The sequence below is a fragment of the Bradyrhizobium sp. USDA 4474 genome, assembly GCF_054057515.1.
On record NZ_JBSRZJ010000002.1, the window covers coordinates 1905928 to 1926012 of the forward strand.

At 64.4% G+C, this 20085-nt stretch carries 20 protein-coding genes; 6 read left to right on the top strand and 14 right to left on the bottom strand.

Features of this window, described 5'->3' with window-relative positions; all coding sequences use genetic code 11:
• Window positions 1–3: 3 nt before the first annotated feature.
• Window positions 4–1737, top strand: coding sequence for an FAD-dependent oxidoreductase (locus ACVW16_RS10815; protein WP_456736112.1), 1734 nt, complete (start codon window positions 4–6; stop codon window positions 1735–1737).
• 20 nt (window positions 1738–1757) lie between these two features.
• Complete coding sequence (locus ACVW16_RS10820; RefSeq protein WP_456699222.1) at window positions 1758–2552, top strand: IclR family transcriptional regulator; 795 nt, start codon at window positions 1758–1760, stop codon at window positions 2550–2552.
• 154 nt (window positions 2553–2706) lie between these two features.
• Here the strand turns inward: ACVW16_RS10820 and ACVW16_RS10825 are convergent, their stop codons facing one another.
• The 8 genes from ACVW16_RS10825 to ACVW16_RS10860 all read right to left on the bottom strand — a co-directional run bounded on the left by ACVW16_RS10825 (window position 2707) and on the right by ACVW16_RS10860 (window position 9883).
• Window positions 2707–3297: a thiamine pyrophosphate-dependent enzyme gene (locus tag ACVW16_RS10825; protein ID WP_456736113.1), complete on the bottom strand. Its 591-nt coding sequence runs from the start codon at window positions 3295–3297 to the stop codon at window positions 2707–2709.
• 5 nt (window positions 3298–3302) lie between these two features.
• Complete coding sequence (locus ACVW16_RS10830) at window positions 3303–3833, bottom strand: phosphonopyruvate decarboxylase (RefSeq protein ID WP_456699224.1); 531 nt, start codon at window positions 3831–3833, stop codon at window positions 3303–3305.
• 173 nt (window positions 3834–4006) lie between these two features.
• Window positions 4007–4711 carry a GntR family transcriptional regulator gene (locus ACVW16_RS10835; RefSeq protein WP_456736114.1) on the bottom strand — a complete coding sequence of 235 codons (705 nt, stop codon included), beginning with the start codon at window positions 4709–4711 and terminating at the stop codon, window positions 4007–4009.
• A gap of 97 nt (window positions 4712–4808) precedes the next feature.
• The gene (locus tag ACVW16_RS10840) at window positions 4809–5552 is read right to left on the bottom strand and encodes an aspartate/glutamate racemase family protein (protein WP_456736115.1); all 744 of its coding nucleotides are present in this window, start codon (window positions 5550–5552) and stop codon (window positions 4809–4811) included.
• 9 nt (window positions 5553–5561) lie between these two features.
• Window positions 5562–6824, bottom strand: a complete 1263-nt coding sequence (locus ACVW16_RS10845; RefSeq protein ID WP_456736116.1) for an NAD(P)/FAD-dependent oxidoreductase — start codon at window positions 6822–6824, stop codon at window positions 5562–5564.
• A gap of 3 nt (window positions 6825–6827) precedes the next feature.
• Window positions 6828–8489: a thiamine pyrophosphate-binding protein gene (locus tag ACVW16_RS10850; protein WP_456736117.1), complete on the bottom strand. Its 1662-nt coding sequence runs from the start codon at window positions 8487–8489 to the stop codon at window positions 6828–6830.
• Window positions 8490–8602: 113 nt separating this feature from the next.
• Window positions 8603–8956, bottom strand: a complete 354-nt coding sequence (locus ACVW16_RS10855; RefSeq protein ID WP_456736118.1) for a RidA family protein — start codon at window positions 8954–8956, stop codon at window positions 8603–8605.
• A gap of 9 nt (window positions 8957–8965) precedes the next feature.
• Window positions 8966–9883 (bottom strand): NAD(P)-dependent oxidoreductase, encoded by a 918-nt coding sequence (locus ACVW16_RS10860; protein ID WP_456736119.1) that lies wholly within the window; start codon window positions 9881–9883, stop codon window positions 8966–8968.
• A 161-nt stretch (window positions 9884–10044) separates the two neighbouring features.
• On the opposite strand from ACVW16_RS10860, the gene ACVW16_RS10865 reads away from it, so the two are divergent.
• From ACVW16_RS10865 to ACVW16_RS10880, 4 genes are all read left to right on the top strand, one after another.
• Entirely contained in the window at window positions 10045–10881 is an 837-nt protein-coding gene (locus tag ACVW16_RS10865; RefSeq protein ID WP_456699230.1) for a transporter substrate-binding domain-containing protein, read from the top strand.
• Between the two features lie 265 nt (window positions 10882–11146).
• Window positions 11147–11575 carry a universal stress protein gene (locus ACVW16_RS10870; RefSeq protein ID WP_456699231.1) on the top strand — a complete coding sequence of 143 codons (429 nt, stop codon included), beginning with the start codon at window positions 11147–11149 and terminating at the stop codon, window positions 11573–11575.
• Between the two features lie 74 nt (window positions 11576–11649).
• Window positions 11650–12102: a universal stress protein gene (locus ACVW16_RS10875; protein ID WP_456736120.1), complete on the top strand. Its 453-nt coding sequence runs from the start codon at window positions 11650–11652 to the stop codon at window positions 12100–12102.
• Window positions 12103–12412: 310 nt separating this feature from the next.
• Window positions 12413–13723 carry an MFS transporter gene (locus tag ACVW16_RS10880; RefSeq protein WP_456699233.1) on the top strand — a complete coding sequence of 437 codons (1311 nt, stop codon included), beginning with the start codon at window positions 12413–12415 and terminating at the stop codon, window positions 13721–13723.
• A gap of 307 nt (window positions 13724–14030) precedes the next feature.
• On the opposite strand, the gene ACVW16_RS10885 is transcribed toward ACVW16_RS10880, so the two are convergent.
• The 6 genes from ACVW16_RS10885 to ACVW16_RS10910 form a co-directional block, all read right to left on the bottom strand.
• Complete coding sequence (locus ACVW16_RS10885; RefSeq protein WP_456736121.1) at window positions 14031–14816, bottom strand: ABC transporter permease; 786 nt, start codon at window positions 14814–14816, stop codon at window positions 14031–14033.
• Window positions 14813–15625 (bottom strand): ABC transporter permease, encoded by an 813-nt coding sequence (locus ACVW16_RS10890; protein WP_456738222.1) that lies wholly within the window; start codon window positions 15623–15625, stop codon window positions 14813–14815. Before ACVW16_RS10890 ends, ACVW16_RS10885 begins: the two co-directional genes overlap by 4 nt.
• 67 nt (window positions 15626–15692) lie before the next feature.
• Window positions 15693–16739, bottom strand: a complete 1047-nt coding sequence (locus tag ACVW16_RS10895) for an ABC transporter substrate-binding protein (protein ID WP_456736122.1) — start codon at window positions 16737–16739, stop codon at window positions 15693–15695.
• 21 nt (window positions 16740–16760) lie between these two features.
• Window positions 16761–18068 carry an NAD(P)/FAD-dependent oxidoreductase gene (locus ACVW16_RS10900; RefSeq protein WP_456736123.1) on the bottom strand — a complete coding sequence of 436 codons (1308 nt, stop codon included), beginning with the start codon at window positions 18066–18068 and terminating at the stop codon, window positions 16761–16763.
• A gap of 5 nt (window positions 18069–18073) precedes the next feature.
• Entirely contained in the window at window positions 18074–18793 is a 720-nt protein-coding gene (locus ACVW16_RS10905) for an HAD family hydrolase (RefSeq protein ID WP_456699237.1), read from the bottom strand.
• A gap of 34 nt (window positions 18794–18827) precedes the next feature.
• A complete protein-coding gene (locus tag ACVW16_RS10910; RefSeq protein WP_456699238.1) occupies window positions 18828–19907 on the bottom strand; it encodes an ABC transporter ATP-binding protein in 1080 nt (359 codons plus the stop codon).
• Between the last annotated feature and the right edge of the window lie 178 nt (window positions 19908–20085).

Genomic DNA, 20085 nt, shown 5'->3' on the forward strand with positions numbered 1-20085 from the left:
GACATGACCGGCAACGCGCACAACGCAATTGAGACTTACGAGTGCGATGTGCTCGTGGCCGGATCGGGCTGCTCGGGCATGTCGGCCGCGATCACCGCACGATATCGCGGCCTCGAGGTGCTGATCGTCGAGAAGGAGCCGCGCTTCGGCGGCACCACGGCGCGCTCCGGCGGCTGGTTGTGGATCCCCGGGACCTCGCTGGCGAAGGCCTACGGCATCGCGGAGACGCCGGAGCAGGCTCGCACCTATCTGCGGCACGAGGCCGGCAACAATTTTGACGCCGCGCGCGTCGATGCGTTCTTGAGCGCTGGCCCTGAGGCTGTCGATTTCTTCACCACCAAGACCGCGCTGCGTTTCGACATGCCGCTGGTGTTCCCGGACTATCACGCCGAGGCGCCAGGCGGCGCGCAAGGCGGTCGCTCGATGGTGACGCGGCCGTTCGACGGCCGCGAACTCGGCGACCAGATCACGACGCTGGGCATGCCGCTGCCGGAGCTCACCGTGTTCGGCATGATGCTCGGAAGCGGCAAAGAGATCATCCACTTCATGCGCGTAACGAAGTCGCTGACCTCGGCGGTCTACGTCGCCAAGCGGCTGTCTCGGCATCTGATGGACGTGCTGCGCTACGGCCGCGGCATGACCTTGACCAACGGCAATGCGCTCGCGGGGCGTCTCGCCAAATCCGCGCAGGATCTGAAGATTCCGATGTGGCTGTCATCGCCGGTGCGCAAGCTGAGCGTCGAGAACGGCGCGGTGATCGGCGCGATCGTCTCGCGCGACGGCCGCGACGTGCGCGTCCGCGCGCGGCGGGGCGTCGTGCTCGCCTGCGGCGGCTTTCCGCACGATGTCGAGCGCCGCAAAAAGCTGTTTCCGCACGCACCGACCGGTCATGAGCATTTTTCGCCCGGCCCGACCGGCAACACCGGCGACGGTCTGCGCCTCGCGGAAAGCGCCGGCGGACATGTCGAGGATCGGCTGCCGAACGCGGCGGCCTGGGTGCCCGTGTCGCTGACGACGCGCAAGGACGGCTCGAAGGGCGTGATGCCGCATTTCATCGATCGCGCCAAGCCCGGGGTGATCGCGGTCATGCGCGACGGCAAGCGTTTCACCAATGAAGGCAACTCCTATCACGACTTCGTCCAGGCCATGACCAAGGCGGCAAAGCCCGGCGAGGAGATCGCGGCCTATCTCGTCTGCGATCACCCAACGCTGCGCAAATACGGACTTGGCTGCGTGCCGCCGTTCCCGATGCCGCTCGGTCATCATCTCGCGACCGGCTACCTCATGCGCGGCGAGACGCTGGAGGCGCTGGCGGCGAAAGCCGGCATCGATGCCAAGGCGTTCACCGAGACGATCAAGCAATTCAACGCAACTGCGCCGCTGGGTCACGACGCTGCCTTCGGCAAGGGATCAAAAGCCTATAACCGCTATCAGGGCGACGCCATGCATGGTCCGAATCCCTGCATCGCGCCCATCGAGAACGGGCCGTTCTATGCCATCAAGATGGTCATCGGCGACCTCGGCACCTATGCCGGCATCGTCACCGACGAGAACGCCCGCGCGCTGGATTCCGAGGGCCGGGTGATTCCCGGGCTCTACGCGGCCGGCAACGACATGGCGAGCATCATGGGCGGCAATTATCCCGGCGCCGGAATCACGCTTGGGCCAGCGTTGACCTTCGGCTACATTGCCGGCCGTCATCTCGCCGACAGCGCCGCCAAGCGCGACGCGGCCTAAGCGAAGCGCATCGGAGGCGCATGAAGAGAGAAAGCCGCGGCATCCAGTCCATCGAGGTCGGCGGAGAATTGCTCCGTGCGCTCGCCAGGAGCGGCGAGCCGATGATGCTGCGCGATCTCGCGCGCGAGGCCGGCATGACGCCCGCCAAGGCGCATCCTTATCTCGCCAGCTTCTCGCGCATCGGCCTGATTGAACAGGACGAAACCACCGGCCGCTACGAGATCGGCGCGCTGGCGCTGGAGCTCGGCCTGATCAGCCTGCGCCGCCTCTCCGGCGTCCGCATCGCGCAGCCGAAGATTGCCGCGCTCGCGAGCCAGGTCGGTCACGCCGTCTCGCTCGCGGTGTGGGGCACGTACGGCCCGACCGTGGTGCAGTTGGAAGAGCCCGGCCAGCCCGTGCACGTCGTGATGCGCGCGGGCTCGGTGATGGCGCTGCTGGAGACCGCCACCGGCCGCGCCTTCGCGGCCTTCCTGCCGGAGAAGACGATCAATGCCGCGCTCGAAAGCGGCCTCGATCGCCAGGGCGTCGGCTACAATCCGAAGCGCGCCGTGAAAGGCGCCAAGGTCGCCGACATGCTCACCGAGGTCCGCAAGCACGGTCTCGCCCGCGCGCTCGGCGATCCCCTGCCCGGTGTCAATGCGTTCTCCGCGCCGGTATTCGATCATTCCGGCCATGTCGCGCTTGTCATCACCGCGATGGGGCCGGAAGGGACGTTCGATGCGCGCTGGGATAGCCCCATCGCGCATGCCTTGCGCGATTGTGCCGGCGGCATCTCGAAGCGGCTCGGTTATGGGATGACCTTGGCGGCGGAGTAGGCCGTCATGGCGGCTTGTCCCGGCCATCCACGCAGCGCCACAATTGCCAAAGCACGCGGATGCCCGCGTCGAGCCGGGCATGACGACTGAGATGCACCGGCGAGACCTACTCGTCCTTCACCGGCACAGTGTAGTTAGGAGCAATCGCCCGCCATCAGGCCGTCGCAAATCCGAGATGAGCCCGGAACCGGTTCTTGATAAAGACGGCATCGCGGGACGGCAGCGAGCGCGGCGGATTTTCGGCCCTGACCTTGACGACAAAAAGCCGCGGGCCGTCGGCCGGTTCGGCGATGTCAGCGGCCAGGCCTCGCACCTCCTCCAACGTCCGAACGGTCGCCGTTGCGACAAAACCGCAGGCGGTTGCGATCGCCGTGAGATCGACACCGCGCCCGGTGTGGCTCGCCTGCATTCCGGTCTCGCCAAAATGCTGGTTGTCGATCACGACGATGGCGAGATTGCGCGGCCGGGCGACGCCGATGGTGGCGATGCCGCCGAGGCCCATCAACTGCTCACCGTCGCCGGTCAACGCGAGGACGCGCCTGGAAGGTTGCGCCTGGGCAAGACCAAGGCCGATCAGCGCGGCGCCGCCCATGGCGCCCCAGAGATAGAAATTGTCGTCGCGGTCGCCGGCCGCGTGCAGATCGTAGGTCGGCGAGCCGAGGCCAGCGACAACCAACGTGTCCTTGCGATTCTTGAGAAGGGCCGCAACCGCTGCACGACGATCGAGTTCGGAGGGAACGCTCATCGGTATCACCACTTCTTCTTGCCAATCAGGCGTTGCCCGATCAGAACAGCGATCTGCTGGTCGGATTCGTAGGCGAGCGCTGCCGCGGATTCGACTGTCTCGACCAAGTCCCCTGCCGTCTCGGCGCGCATCACCTTCAGGCCGATCGCCTCCAGCGAAGGCTGCGTCGCCCGGCTCATCGGCACCTGCCAGGGATTGAACTCGGCCCATTCGCCGCGCATCGTCACCAGCATCAAGAGCGGAAAGCGGCCAATCGCGGACAGCGACAGCATGTTGATGCAATTGCCGACCCCGCTCGACTGCATCAGCAGCACGCTGCGCTGACCGCCAAGCCAGGCGCCCGCGGCGATCGCAATGCCTTCCTCTTCGGTCGTCAGCACATTGGTGGTGACGTCAGCGTCGGCGGAGAACAAGCGGATCAGCTGGCTGTGGCCGGCATCCGGCACGTAGGACATCTGCTTGACGTCGGCCGTCTTCAGGACGCGATAGAGCTCGGATGGCCAGTCGATTTCGGGATGGGGCTTGGGGCTTTGCACCTGAGTCTCCGTGAATTTCAGGAGAGATGCTAGCGATGTTTGCGAACGAAAGCTCTGACTGTCTGGGACGATCAGGTATCGAGGGATTGTATAGCTGGGAGCATGGAGCCACCGACCGCCTCCCTCTGGTGAATTACAGATGCGTTCTCCCCACCCCGGACGAGGTGAGAACCTCAATTCGCCGCCGACCTCACCGCGGCCGGCATGTAGATCTGCGCGTAGCCTTCCTTGATCGCCGACGTGATGCGATCCAGGCGGCGATCGATGTGCTTCTCCAGCACGGACACGCAGACCTCTTCGTTGCGCGCCTTCAGGCCTTCGAGGACGGCGCGGTGCTCGGCCTGGGTGTTGGAGCGGTTGATGCTGTCCATGTCGATCCAGCGCACGAAGCGGATGCGGGCATTGACGTTGCGCAAGACACGCAGCATCTCGGCATTGTTCGACATGGCCATCAGCCGCTCGTGGAACGTCTCGTCGAGTTCGACCAACTCCACGGAAGAGCGCTCGCCGGGATCGGGGCCAGTGGCTTCGAGGAATTTCAGGAGCGAGTCGATGTCCTCGTCCCTGGCGCGCCTGATGGCGAGGCGGACCGAGGCGACCTCGATCGATTTGCGCAGCTCGTAGAGATCGAAGATCTCGTGCGCGTCGAGTTCGCGGCAGAAGAAGCCCTTGCCTGGCGTGAAGCGCAGGAAACCTTCGGTGTTGAGACGGTTGAGGGCTTCGCGCAGCGGCGTGCGGCTGACGCCAAGCCGCTTGGCCAGCTCACCCTCGTTGAGCCGTTCGCCCGGCTTGAACTCGTAGCTCACGGCCATCGCCTTGAGTTGTTCATAGACGCGATCGACGATACTGTCGGAAGCCAGTTCCACGTTACTCATCATCAGCAGCATTCATGCTCGAACACAGCCAATATACTGGGGCTGCAGGAATGATTGCAATGCAAACGAAAGTGGAGGTCGTGAAGGGTGACATCCAGAATCAGCTGAAGGCGCGCGGGCGCAGCCCCGCATGAAACCAGGTGATCATGGAATAGATGTCGTAGACCGGCAACCCCACCTCGGCCCGCAACGCGGCCGCATAAGGCGGCATGTTGGTGCATTCGAGCACAATGGCGCCCACGTCCGGATTCTTCGCAACCAGCTGCTTTCCCGCCTCGACGACATCACGCTCGGCCTGGGCCACATCCATGTCGTCCTTCTCGGCCTTGATCAGAACCCGGAAAAATTCCTTGCCGTGCTCGGTGCCGACCAGCGGTGTATCGAGCGGCACGCCTGCGCCTTCGAGATGGGCCGGCGTCAGGGTCGAGCCCGACACCGTGACGAGGCCGACGCGCTTGCCCGGCGGCAAGGTCGCCTGTACCCACGGCACCTGCATCAGCGAGGAGGTCGCAACGGGAACGCCGACAGCCGACGCGATCTCCTTCTGGAACAGCGAGAGGAAGCCGCAATTGGTGGTGATGGCTTCGGCCCCGAGCCGCACCAGATCCTTGGCAGCATCGATGAAATCGGGCAGCAGGCCGGCGGCGCCTTTCAGCACCACCTTCTCCGGCGATGCGCCGCTCACCACGCGATACAGCACGGGAAACGGCCAGGTCGTGCCATTGCCCATGTCGCCGGGGATGCGGGGGAAGCGCGCTTCCAGCATCAGGATGCCGAGAGGTGCGCCGTAGATGGCCTTGCCGCCACGGGCGATGCGGGAAGATGAGCTGGCTGCTTGAGTCATGGTGCGATCTCAGAGGAAGCGATTGGGCGAGAACGGTGCGAGCGGAATTTCCGGCTGCTTGCCGCTCAGGAGCTGGGCGACAAGACGGCCGGTACGGGCCGAGCCGACCAGCCCGATATGGCCATGGCCGAAGGCATAGACGATATCGCGCGAGGCGCGCGCATGGCCGATGCAGGGAATACCATCAGGCATGCTGGGGCGATGACCGAACCAGGTCTTGATACGCGACGCCGGAATGTCCCTCGGCAGCTTCGGAAACATGCTGAGAAGGTGGTTGCGCAGGATCTCGGCGCGCTTCCAGTTCGGCGCGGCCTCCAGGCCCGCGATCTCGACCGTGCCGGCGGCTCGCAGGCCCTTGTTGGTCCAGTTCACCACCATCTTGGCGTCGGACGCCATCATCGAGCTGCGTGGTCCCGTTTCGGGATTCTCGATCATGACGTGATAGCCGCGCTCAGTTTCGAGCGGCAGCGGATCGCCGACCGATGCGGTGAGTTTTTTTGAACGCGCGCCGGCTGCGACCACCGCGGCATCGCACGCAATCTCACCGGTCTCGGTAAAGACGACGACCTTGTTGCCCGCAAGCTTGAGCCCCGTGGCTTTCGCATGCACCAGCTTGGCACCGTTCGCCAGCGCATGCCGGGCGAGCGCCGCAACGTATGCGCCGGGATCGCGGCAGCGTCCGGCTTCCTCCACCACCACACCGAAAGTGTAGCGCGGATGCAGATCCGGCTCGCGCTGACGCATCTCGTCGGCATTGAGCTCCAGCCATTCGATGCCGACCTTCCTGCGCAGCCGCCAGCCGAGATCGTCATCGAAATTGCCGCGCGACGGGAAGACGTGCATCACGCCGTTGCGCTCGATCAGTTCGGGAACGCCTGCCTCTTCCGCGAGCTTCCGGTGCAACAGCGGCGCGTCCTTCAGGAGATCGCGCAGCACAAGCGCCGTCTTCTCGACGCGCGCCTCGGTCCAGCCCGAAAGGAGATACTTGAGCAGCCAGGGCAGCGCCTTCGGCAAATACGACCAGCGGATCGCGAGCGGGCCGAGCGGATCCATGAGATACCCAGGCACCTTCTTCCAGGTGCCCGGCTCGGCCGGCGGGATCACCGAATGCGAGGAGAGCCAGCCGGCGTTGCCGTAGCTCGCGGCCTGTTCGCCACCGGGCGCGCCGGCATCGATCAGTGTAACGCGATGTCCCTCGCGCAGTGCCTCGATGGCGCTGATCACGCCGATCGCGCCGGCTCCGATGATGGCGACGTGACGGCTCTCCGACATCGCCTACGCCTTCACCGCGGGCGTAAAGTCCTTGCCGACCGAGATCGCGCGGGGATCGATGATGCAGTGGAGGATCGACGGCTTGCCCGAGGCCAGCGCGCGCTCGAACGCCGGCGCGAATTCTTCCGTGCGCTCGACGCGCTCACCATGACCGCCGAACGCCTTCGCATACATCGCAAAATCAGGGTTCTTGAGCTGGGTGCCGACGACGCGGCCGGGATAGTCGCGCTCCTGATGCATGCGGATGGTGCCGTATTGCGAGTTATCGACGACGATCACGATCAGCGGCGCGTCATACTGCACGGCGGTCGCGAATTCCTGGCCGTTCATCAGGAAGCAGCCGTCACCGGCGAAGGCGACGACGACACGATCCGGGTACTGCCGCTTGGCGAGCACGCCCGCCGGCACGCCATAGCCCATCGACCCCGAGGTCGGCGCGAGCTGAGACGCAAAGCTGTGGAAGCGGTGATGGCGATGGATCCAGCCGGCATAATTGCCGGCGCCGTTGCAGACGATCGCGTCCTTCGGCAGCCGATCGCGCAGCCAGGTCATGACTTGGCCGTACTGGAACGTGCCCGGCAGCTCACGCGCCTTGTCGGTCCAGGCGAGATAGTCGGCATGCGCCTTGGCGGCTTCGCCCTTCCAGGCAACCGCGCCTGAAGGCTTCAGCGCCTGGACGGCGGCGGCGAATGCGGCCGGCGTCGCCTGGATCGCGAGATCAGGCTGATAGATGCGGCCGAGCTCTTCCGAGCCTGGGTGCACATGGATCAGCTTCTGCTTCGGCGCGGGAATGTCGAGCAGCGTGTAAGACGACGACGGCATCTCCGACATGCGGCCGCCGACGAGAAGGATGAGATCGGCATTGTCGACGCGGGCCTTGAGACTCGGGCTCGGTCCGATGCCGAGGTCGCCGGCATAGTGCGAATGGTCGGCATCGATCAGCGAGGCCCGGCGGAACGAGGTCGCGACCGGCAGGTCGAAGCGCTCGGCGAAACGCGCGACGCTCTTGGTCGCCTCATCGGTCCAGCGCGAACCGCCGAGGATGACCAGCGGCGCCTTGGCGCTCGCCAGCATTGCACCGACCTGCTCGAGATCTGATGGCGCCGGCCAGCTCACCGCCGGCTCGATGCGCATGGCATCGGCGACAGCGGCGGTCTCGGTCAGCATGTTCTCGGGCAGCGCGATCACGACGGGACCGGGGCGGCCCTGCATCGCGACGCGGAAGGCGCGCGCGACCAGTTCGGGAATGCGGTCGGGACGATCAATCTCGACCGCCCATTTCGCCATTGAGCCGAACACCGCCCTGTAGTCGAGCTCCTGGAACGCCTCGCGCTCGCGCATGCCGGTATCGACCTGGCCGACGAACAGGATCATCGGCGTCGAATCCTGCATCGCGATATGGACGCCATGGCTGGCATTGGTCGCGCCGGGACCCCGGGTGACGAAGCAGACACCGGGCCGGCCGGTGAGCTTGCCATAGGCTTCGGCCATCATCGCCGCGCCACCTTCTGCGCGGCAGATCACGACGTCGATCGGGCTGTCATGCAGCGCATCGAGCGCCGCCAGGTAGCTCTCGCCGGGCACGCAGGTGACGCGGTCGACGCCCTGCGCGACCAGCTGGTCGATCAGGATCTGGCCCCCGGTGCGGGTGTTTCTGATGGTCATTGACAGCTCCCTGCAGGCTTTAGCGAATGCGTTTTTGTTCCGAGGTGGCGTAGGACAGGCGGAAACAACGCGCAAGGCCGATGCAATCGGTTCAGAGGGCAGCGGCGCGCATGTCAGCGGCGCGCGGCAATCGCGATCACCTCGATGCGGTAGGCCGGATCGGCGAGCTCGACCTTGCCGCAGGCACGCGTCGGTGCGTTGCCCGGAACGACCCAGGCATCATACACCGCGTTCATCGCGTCGAAATCGTCCATGGTTTTCAGCCAGACCTGAACGCTGAGCAGGCGCGACTTGTCGGTGTCGGCGCGGGCCAGCATGTCATCGACCTTCGCCAATGCTTCGCGGGTCTGCTGGGCGATGTCAGCGGTCTTGGTATCCGCTACCTGGCCGGCGAGGAAAACGAGATCACCGAACATGGAAGCGCGGCTGCGGCGGGCGTTCTGGTCGATGCGCGTGATATCAGACATGGATGTCCTTTACGTGCCGGTCGCGATGACGCGGCGGCAGTGATCGAGCGCCGCGCCGATGAGATTGTCGCTGGCCTCGGGCGTACGAAACGCCGAATGCGCCGACAGCGTCACGTTCGGCAGCTTTGTCAGCGCGTGGCCTGCGGGGAGCGGCTCGACGGTGAAGACGTCGAGGCCGGCATGCGCGATATGGCCCGAGCGCAACGCATCCAGCATTGCTTCTTCGTCGACGACAGCGCCGCGCGCCGTGTTGATCAGGATGCTGCCCTTGCGCATCCGGGCGATACGCTCGCGCGATAGGAAACCCTTGGTTTCGTCGTTGAGCAAGAGATGCAGCGAGACGACGTGGCTCTCCGCCAGCAGCTTCTCCAGCGAGACGAACTCGACGCCGGGATGCGTCTTCGGCGTCCTGTTCCAGGCGATCACCTTCATGCCGCAGCCGGCCGCCATGCGCGCGGCTTCGGCCGCGATGCCGCCGAAGCCGATCAGGCCGAGCGTCTTGCCGGTGAGCTGCACGGCATCACGCCGTAGCCAGTTGCCCTCACGCATGCCGCGGTCCATCTCGCTAAAATTCTTGGCCGAGGCCCACATCAGCGCGATCGCGCATTCGGCCACCGCGGTGTCGCCATAACCCTTGATGGTATGGACGGCGATTCCACGCGCAGCGAGCTCCTCCGGATTCATGTAGCTGCGCGCGCCGGTGCCGAGAAAGATGACGTGCTTCAGCTTCGCGCACTTCTCCGCGATCGCTGATGGCACGGCCGTATGGTCGACGATCATGATCTCGGCATCGCCGAGCAGGTCGGGCAGATCGTCCGACTTGATGGAAGGATTGCGGTTGATGCCAACAGGCAGCTTGGTCCCGCCCAGCAGCTTCTCGGTGACCGCTGCCAGCGTGTCGTTGGCATCGACGAAAACAGCGCGCACAGACTTCCTCCTCTGACGCAATTTTCTCTCGCTTTGCCAGAGGACTAGGCTCTAACCTGCTTCATCGCACAACTCCCGGCAAGGCTGTAATACCATATTGCATTATGCCCTGAATACAGAAATAGTGCCCAGCCGGAGCTGCTGATCAGGGAGCACTGACCATGAACCGTAGGGACGCACTCACCACCGTCGCGCTGGCAGGCGCCGCAATGGCCGCGACCGCCTCGGCCCGGGCCGACACCGCGCCGGCCTCAACGCTCGATCGCATCAAGAAGAGCGGTGTGCTGCGGATCGCTGTGATCGCCGGCCAGGATCCCTATTTCCACAAGGACCTCGCGACCAATCAATGGTCAGGCGCGTGTATCGACATGGCGAACGACATCGCCGGCAAGTTAGGGGCCAAGGTCGAGACGCTGGAATCGACCTGGGGCAACCAGATCCTGGATCTTCAGGCCGACAAGATCGATCTCGCCTTTGCCGTGAACCCGACGCCAGAGCGCGCGCTGGTGATCGACTTCTCGACGCCGATCCTGGTGCACTCCTTCACCGTCATCACAAAGAAGGGCTTTGCCAAGCCGCAGAGCTGGGCCGAGCTCAACAAGCCCGAGGTCAAGATCGCCGTCGACATCGGCTCGACCCACGAGACCATCGCGCGCCACTATTGCCCGAAGGCAACCATCCTCGGCTTCAAGACGCGCGACGAGGCGATCCTCGCGGTGTCGACCGGCCGCGCCGACTGCAACGTCTCGCTGGCGGTGCTGTCGGTCTTCACGCTGAAGAAGAATCCGACGCTTGGCGATCTCGCGATCCCGCGGCCGCTGCTGACCCTGCCGACCAACCTCGGCATCCGTGCCGAGTCCGATCGCCGCTACAAGGATTTCCTCAGCGCCTGGGCCGACTACAACCGTTCGCTCGGTCAGACCCGCGAATGGCTGCTGAAGGCCTATGAAACCGTCGGCCTCAGCGCCGAGGACATCCCGAGCGAAGTGCAGTTCTAGACCGGCGGTCTGAAGCAGCTGAATCGACCAGCTACGGGCACCTGGCCTCTCCCGCTTGCTTGCGGGATAGGTCGGCACGACGCGCCGGGTGAGGGGTCTCTCCGCACAGCGGCTCTCGCTTGCAGAGACACCCTGTGCCAATTGCGGACATCCGGATCACGATAGGATGAACCAACAGGTTGACTTATCTCAAGACTGCAGTCGGAACGCGAGCTAACCTGTCCTTGCAAGGCAGCGATACGTCCGGACAATCGGGAGGTAGAGCATGTACCGGCACATTCTCATTCCGACAGATGGGTCTAAGCTAGCGGAGCGTGGGGTTGCGCACGGATTGGCGCTGGCGAAATCCCTCGGGGCCACCGTATCCTTCATCTTCGTTGTGGAAGCGTTTTCCGAAGTCTCAGGCCGGTTCCTCGAAGCGGTCGCAACATATGCCGAGTTGCGCAAGGAACAGGCCGCCAGCATATTGAATGGCGCGGCAAAGGCGGCCAGGACGGCCGGTGTTTCCTGCGAGACGATTCAAGCGGAGAGCGGGCAACCCCATCAGGCCATCATCGCAGCCGCCGCGGAGAAGGGCTGCGATCTCATCGTCATGTCGTCGCATGGGCACAGCGGACTTACCGCGCTTCTCATCGGGAGCGTGACGAACAAGGTGCTTACACACGCAAAGACCCCCGTCCTGGTCTGTCCTTGAATGGGAGGCGCCTGTTAAGGTCAAACAACCGCACCGGGAGATGGCGACGGGTTGTCGAGAAAGGAGGCCGCCAAATGTACACCCGGATTCTCCTCAGCACGGACGGATCGGACGTCGCAAGAAACGGCATCAGGCATGGGATTGCCTTGGCAAAGGCCTTGAAGGCCAAAGCGACCGTCATTGCCGTGACGGAGTCACTGCCAATCGACTACGGGAGCGGACACGCCCCGGGATGGATCCCGTCGCAGCAGGAAATCGACAGCTTCGATGCGGCCTGCAGGGAGCGTGCGCGCAAAGTCCTCGACGAAGCACGAGCCATGGCAGAGCAAGCCGGGATAACCGCGGAACTCCTGCACGTTCCGAATGCGCACCCGGCCACCGCGATTATCGAAACAGCAAAGTCAGGAGGCTGCGACTTGATCGTTATGGGCTCCCATGGGCGCCGGGGGCTCAAGAAGCTATTCCTGGGAAGTCAAACATCGGAGGTCCTGGCCGACGGAAGCGTGCCGGTGTTGGTCGTACACTGACCGCGATAGCGCAGGCCTTCATTGAGCGGCACCATATCGACGTTCCCGGCGAGGTGCAGTTCTGATCGGTCATTTGTGTCTTGGACGTCTCCAGCCGTGCAACAAGCGGCTGGAGACGTTCTTGAGTGGATGTCACGAGACAGATTGACGCGGATGCCCTGAGCAAACCGGGACGCTGATATGCGGACCGCTTTACGTGGGCCTGCGGTGTTGACGCGAATCCTGACGCGTTTAAGTAGGTGGGACAAAGACTGCAGGGATGGCGACGTTTGCTGGGCTGGTTCCCGTTGCCGTCACCTAAGCAGGACACATGACGACCTCGCCTCACGCGACCTCGCCGCGCAATTCAACGCCCCCTCATCTCGCCATCGTCCTGTTCTCGCTCGCGATGGGCGGCTTTGCGATCGGAACCACCGAATTCGCATCGATGAGCCTGCTGCCGTTCTTCGCGGCCGACCTTCATATCGACGAGCCGACGGCCGGACACGCGATCAGCGCTTACGCGCTCGGCGTGGTGCTGGGCGCGCCGCTGATTGCCGTGATCGGCGCACGGTTCGCACGACGCACGCAGCTACTGGCGCTGATGGCCATTTTCGCGCTCGGCAACGCCCTCACCGCGCTGGCGCCGGGCTTTGGCGCGATGATCGCGGCCCGTTTCCTGTCAGGCCTGCCCCACGGCGCCTATTTCGGTATCGCTGCGCTGGTCGCGGCCTCGCTCGTTCCGCAACATCGCCGCTCGCAGGCAGTCGGCCAGGTGATGCTGGGCCTGACCGTCGCCACCATCATCGGCGTGCCGATGGCCAATCTGATCGGCCAGATGGCCGGCTGGCGCGCGAGTTTCGGCCTCGTGTCGGGACTGGCCTTGCTCACGATGCTCCTGTGCGCGCTGTTTGCGCCGCGCGACCAGGCCGGCCGGTCGGATCCGCTGCGCGAGCTCGGCGCGCTCAAAAGCCGCCGCGTCTGGATCACGCTCGCGATCAGCGCCATCGGCTTCGGCGGCATGTTCGCCGTCTATACCTATCTGGCGACGACGTTGATCGAGGTCACCAAGGTCAGCACCGACGTCATCCCGTTCTTCCTCGCGATCTTCGGCGTCGGCGCCACGCTCGGCAATCTGTTCGTGCCGCGCTTCGCCGATCGCGCGCTGATGCCGACGGCGGGAGGCATCCTGCTGTTTGCGGCCGTGGCGCTGCTGGTGTTTCCGCTCGTCGCCGGCAATCCCTGGCTGCTGGCGATCGATATTTTCGCCATCGGCGCCAGCGTCGCACTCGGTGCCATCCTGCAAACGCGCCTGATGGATGTCGCGGGGCACGCACAGGCGCTCGCGGCCGCGCTCAACCATTCGGCATTCAACACCGCCAATGCGCTCGGCCCGTTCCTCGGCGGCCTCGCCATTCGCCAGGGGCTGGGCTGGACCTCCACCGGCCCCGTCGGCGCCGGACTCGCGCTTCTGGGCTTTCTGATCTGGATCGTCGCCTATCGCGACACCGGCCCGGCTGCGGTCAAGCCCGGCTCGGGCGACGCCTCCGCACCTCGCGAGAACGAGCCGGTCAGACCCGCGCCAGCACTGGCGCCGGAGAACCGGACGCGTGCGGATCGTGCGAGGGACCCGGTGGCATGACGGATCGCGGCGCTCGGAACAGAGCGCGTTGAGAGCCTGTCCGTGGATCATCGCGGCCACGAAGGAGGCCAGCAGGCCCGCGCCCGAGAAGATCACGACGATCTACAGGGGGTTCGATGTCGACATTGGTTCCCGTCGCGCGGATTTTGCTCTTGCCAGTGCAGCAATCATCGCCAGCTCCGAAGCCGGCCGCGCGGACGCGGGGCCTGATCTCATCTGGCGCGGATCGGCGCAACAACCTGTGAAGCAGAGTATGGGTCGCGGCCCCGCGCGAATTGCGCACCAGGCCGGGTCGACATCAAGCCCCTCACCCACTCTGCTTCCGTCGCGCGCTCGCCAGCAGCACCAGCATGAAGGACGCAGCGGTCATCAGCGTCGAGATCGCGGCAATGGTAGGGTCGATCTCATCGCGGAGCGCGGTGAACATGCGCTTGGTCAGCGGCTGATACTGGCCGCCGGAAATAAACAGCGCGACGATGGTCTCGTCCATTGCGGAGATGAAGGCGAAGATGCCGCCAGCCATCACGCTCGACTTGATCTGCGGTAGCGTCACCGCAAAGAAGCTGCGCAGCCGGTTCATGCCGAGGCTACGCGCTACCATCTCCTGCGCCGGGTCGAAGCTCTGCAAGCCCGCCAGCACCGAGATGACGACATAAGGCAATCCCAGCATCACATTCGCCAGTACCAAGCCCGGCAGGGTCGCCACCAGGCCGACCTTGGCATAGACGAAGAAGATGCCGACCGCGGTGATGATGATGGGCACCACGAGCGGCAGCAGCAGCGCCATATGGATGACGCGCATGATGCGCAGCTTCGCCTGGCTGATGGCATAGGCGGCGGCGACGCCGCATGGCGTTGCAATCAGAACGGTGAAGAAAGCGACCGTCAACGTCACCTGCGTCGCCTGCATCCAGGCGGGATTGGCCAGATATTGTTGATACCAGCGCAGCGAGAAGGACGGCGGCGGGAAGGTCAGGAAGCGCGCGCTGGAGAACGAGATCGGTGCGATGATCAGCACGGGAAGGATCAGATAGACCAGCACCAGCGTGCTGATCGCATAGAGGGCGATACGCGCGGGCGACAGTCGCATCATTTCTGCCCCAACACGCGATCGAGCGAGATGAAGCGGCTGACGACGAAAAAGATCGCGAGCACGCTGAGCAACAGCACCACCGCGACCGCGCTCGCCGCGCCGAACTGGTTGTAGAGTTCGACATTGCGGCTCACCAGCATCGATACCATCACGGTGCGGCCGCCGCCAAGCAGCTCCGGCGTGATGTAGAAGCCCAGACAGAGCACGAACACCATGGTGCAGCCGGCCAGCACACCCGGCAGCGACAGCGGCAGGAAGACGCGGAAGAAGGTCAGCGACGGGCTTGCCCCGAGGCTGGTGCCGGCCTGCATGAGATCGCCGGGGATCTTCTGCATGGTGGCGTAGAGCGGCAGCACCATGAACGGCAGCAGGATGTGCACGGTCGCGACCACCGTACCGAAGGTGTTGTGGACCAGTGCCAGCGGCCCGGAGATCACGTCGAGATAACGCAGGAATTGATTGATCACCCCGGTGCGCTGGAGCAGCGCCAGCCAGGCATAGGCGCGCACCAGCACTGACGTCCAGAATGGCAGGACAACCAGCGACAGGATCAGGATGCTCCACCCCTTCGGCACCGAATTGGCGAGGTAGGCGACGGGATAGCCGAGCAACAGCGCGATCGCTGTGACCGCGAGGCTGATCTCGAAAGTTAGCGCGAAGCTGCGCCAGTAGATGTCCTCGGTAAAGAGGCGGCGATAATTCTCCAGCGTAAAGCCGTCATGGTAGATCGACTGCCAAGCCAGCCAGCCGACCGGCAGCACGATCAAAGCAAGGATCACCAGCAGTGCCGGCGAGACCAGCGCCAGCATCAGGCCGTGCTCGCGGCGCTGATGCTCTTGTGATGAATCTGGCACTGACATCGTCAACGCGGCTCGCTCATTTCTGCATGAACGACGCCCAGCGCTTCTCGGCGGCCTCGCCTGCGGGCGAGGACCACCAGGCGTAGGACATCAGCGCCTGCTTGGCAGCGTTCGCGGGTTCGCTCGGCAATTGCGCAGCGCGCTCGGGCTTGATCACGCTGGTCTCGAACGCCTTGGGATTGCCCGGGCCATAATCGATATTGAGCGGCAGATTGGCTTGGTGCACTGGATCGACCGCCTCGTTGAGGAACTTTATGGCTGTGTCGAGGTTCGGCGCGCCCTTGAGAATGCAGAGCGAGGTGCTCTGCAAAATGCCCTGGTTGTAGGTGAAGGTGACCTTTGCGCCCTCCTTGGCGACCGCGCTGACGCGGCCGTTCCAGGCCATTTCCATGTCGACCTCGCCGTCGTTGAGCAGCTGCGCCGACTGCGCGCCTGAGGTCCACCAGACCGTAATGTTCGGTTTGATTTCTTCCAGCTTCTTGAACGCGCGATCGACATCGAGCGGGTAGAGCTTGTCAGGCGCGACGCCGTCGGCCATCAGCGCTGCCTCAAGCGTTGCGATCGGATGGTTGCGCAGCGCCCGGCGGCCGGGGAATTTCTTGACGTCCCAGAAATCGGCCCAACTGTTCGGCGCGTCCTTCGGGAAGGCCTTCTGGCTGTAGGCGAGAACACTGGAATAGAATTCGTAGGACACTGAATAGGGACTGCGATAGGCCTCGGGCATGGCCGCCGCGTTCGGGATTTTGGAGAAGTCCAGCTTCTCGATGAGCCCCTGCTCGCCGCCGCGCAGGCAATAGCCGGTAGGGGTGTCGACGACATCCCAGATCGGCTTGCCGCTGCCGACCTGCGTCTTGATCGCGGGCCAGGCGTCCGGAATGGAATCCTGATTGATGGTGATGCCGAGCTTCTTGGCCGAAGGATCGAGAATCGCCACCGTCTGCGCCTGCTGATAGGCGCCGCCCTGCGAGACGAAGGTGATCTGCTCGGCGGCATCAGCCGTATTGGTCAACCCCACGGCCGCTAGCAGCACAATACCCAATCCCAAATTCTGCTTCGTCATCATGCTCGCCTCCTCCAAATGATCTCACCGACCGATCGCATCGAGAAATTGATACCAGCCGGCGACCATGCGCACCGCGGGCTCGCGCAGCGGATAGAACGGAATGGCCTTCATGCGGCTGACGTCGAGCAGTCCCATGTCGGGGCTCTCGCCGCGGACGTATGCGGCGAGATACCGGCCCATCAGACTCGACATCGCAACTCCGGCGCCGTTGTAGCCCATCGAGACCAGCGTGCGGTCGTCGAGCCGACCGATATGCGGCACCGAGTCCAGCGTCATCGCAACGAGGCCCGACCATTTGTAGGCAAGCGTGACGTCGGCAAGATCCGGGAAAATGTCGACCATCGCCCTGTGTAGCGCGTCGAAGGCTGATTGCGAGTCCTGCTTGCCGAAGGCGCCGCGGCCGCCAAAAACGACCCTGTTATCAACCATGCGGAACCAGCGCATCATGCGCTTGGTCTCGGTGTAGGTCCGCCCCGTCGGCATCAGCTTGCCGGCGAGATTGCGCGGCAGCTTTTCGGTCGCAATGAGAGCGCTGCGGAACGGAATCAGCGTGCGCTGCATCTTCGCGGTCGCGCCGGTCAGATCGGAATAGCTGTTGGTGGCGATGATCGCCTGCCTGGCGCGTACCGCGCCTTGCGGCGTCTCGGCGATGATGCCGTCCTTGTCCCGCCGGAGTTTGGTCACAGGCGATTCCTGGAAGATCGGAACGCCGCGGCGTGCGACGCCGTCGGCGAGGCCGCGCAGATAGTTCAGCGGATGGATACCGCCCGAACCGGGATTGAGCACGCCGCCGACGAAGTTATCGGAGCCTGTCTCGTCGCGCACGCCACGCTTATCGAGGATGCGGACCTCGGCAGATCCCATCTCGCGCGTCATCCAGTTGGCTTCGTCAATCGCAGCTTTCAGGGTCGTTTCGTTGTGCGCGGCCCTGACCTGGCCGGTGCGCGTCAGGTTCGCGCTGGTGATGCCGAATTCCGAAACCAGCTCCTCGACCATGTCGGTCGACTCATGCGCGATCTCGTACATGCGCTTGGCCATGGCGCGGCCGTGCACGGCGTCGATCTCGCGGAACGACAGGCGAAATTTTGCGGTGATCACGCCGCCATTGCGCCCGCTGGCGCCCCAGCCGGGACGATTGGCTTCGAGCACGATGGGCGCGAGCCCGCTCTTGGCGATGTGGTGGGCAGCGGAGAGGCCGGTATAGCCCGCACCGATGATCACCACATCCGCCTGTTGCTCTCCCGACAGCACGGCAAGATCGCGCGCCGGCTCCGCCGTGGCTTCCCACAGCGAGTTGGCCGATGGCAGCGCGCGCCAATCCCGTGTCATGCTGCTCATCCTTGTGCGGGGCCAACGGCGGCGTCGGCCAGCGCTTTCAGCGTCGGGAAGTGGAAGTCCGGTTTTGTCAATGTTTCGACGGCCGGCGTGCCGCCGAAGCCGGCGACGCCCTGGCGACGCTCGATCCAGCACACCTTGTAGCCGAGTTTTCGCGCGATGCCGATGTCGTGGTATTGGCTCTGCGCGACGTGCAAGATGTCGGACTGCTTGTAGCCGAACGCGGACTGGCGGCCTTTGTTATAGGCAAAGAACTCCGGATTGGGTTTGGCGACCCCGGTGTCGTCTGCGCAGACGGTATCGTCGAAGGGATTGCCGAGCGCGTGCGCGTAGCAGGAGAGTGCGACGCGATCGGCGTTTGTCATCGCCACCAGCCGGAATTTCGTGCGCAGGCGCTTGAGCGCCTCGACCGAATCTGCGAATGGCCCCCAGCGCAGCACCGAGAGCTGGAACACGTCACAGGACGCATCATCAGCCGGAAGTCCGAGCTCGGTCGCGAGATGACGATAGACGTGGAACATCACTTCGCTCGAGCGCTCGTAATGCTTGTCGCGGCCGCGCTTGTAGGGTTCGAAGATCTGCTCGTCGGTGAACTCGGCCGCTTTCTTGCCTCCGATCTTGCGCACGGCTTCGAGCACGCCGGTCTCGAAATCGATCAAGGTGCCGACGACGTCGAAGGTGAGGACCTTGAAATTGCTGAACGCTGCTTGGGTCGACATGTGGCTTTTCTCTCAGGCTGGACGGGGCTTGGATTCAGTCCACCCGGGGCACGACGATGGTGTCTTCAGGGTGAAGGGTGACGGTGAGGCTGCCGCCGAGCGGCGGAATGCGGCTGTAGGCCTGATGGTAGCTCGGCTGGCGCAGGCTGAGCGCGATGCCGTCGGCAAGCGCGAGGAAGATGCGCAGGCTTTCGCCCTGATACACGATGTCGGTGACCGTGCCGGTCAGCCGATTGCAGGCGGCATCCTGAGCGCCGTCGTCGATGAGCAGCTTCTCGCTGTGCACGGCGAGCATCAGCGCGTCGCCGTCGGGAATGGCGCGAGCACTGCGCAGCAGTGCGTTTCCGAGCGCGACGCTCGAGGCATCGACGCGGCGAACCGGTAGCATCGTCGCCTCACCGATGAAGCTTGCGACGAAGGAATCGGCGGGATGGTCGTGCAGGCGCGCAGGCGCGTCGATCTGGATCAGGCGGCCGTCCTTCATGACGGCGACGCGGTCGCTCATGGTCAGCGCCTCGCGCTGGTCATGGGTGACATAGATGATGGTCGCCCCGATCCGCCTGTGCAGCGCGCGCAGCTCGATCTGCATTGATTCGCGCAGCTGCTTGTCCAGCGCGGAGAGCGGCTCGTCCATCAGGATGAGCTGTGGCTCGAAGATCATGGCGCGCGCGAGCGCCACGCGCTGACGCTGGCCGCCGGAGAGCTGCGCGATGCCCCGCTCCTCGTAACCGGCAAGCCCCACCATCGACAGCGCCGCACGCACCTTGTCGGGCCAGCTCGCCTTCGGCAGGCGGCGCGCGCGCAACGGAAAGGCGACGTTCTCGCCCACGCTCATATGCGGAAACAGCGCATAGTTCTGGAAGACGACGCCGATGTCGCGCTTGTGCGGCGGCATGTAGGTGACGTCGCTGCCACCGAACAGGATGGTGCCTGATGTCGGCAGGATGAAGCCGCCCAGAATGCCGAGCAGCGTGGTCTTGCCGGAGCCGGAGGGGCCGAGCAGCGAGACGAATTCGCCGGCGCCGACGTTGAGGGACACGTCATGGAGGGCGCGAACGGGGCCGTACGCCTTGCTCGCGGATCTGACCTCGACGCTTTCCGCTCGTTTGTCCAACGATCGACCTCGTCCATCCCTGGCAATGGCGTGCCTCGCGGCGCGCCATAAGCTTGCATTATAGACAGGGTTTTGCAGCACCCGCTGGCGCGGCGTGCGCTGCACCAAACATTCGCTCGCAAAGCCTGCCTTCAGGCTGTCGGGTCAATGACACCAGAGTTGGCAAAATCCGGCAATT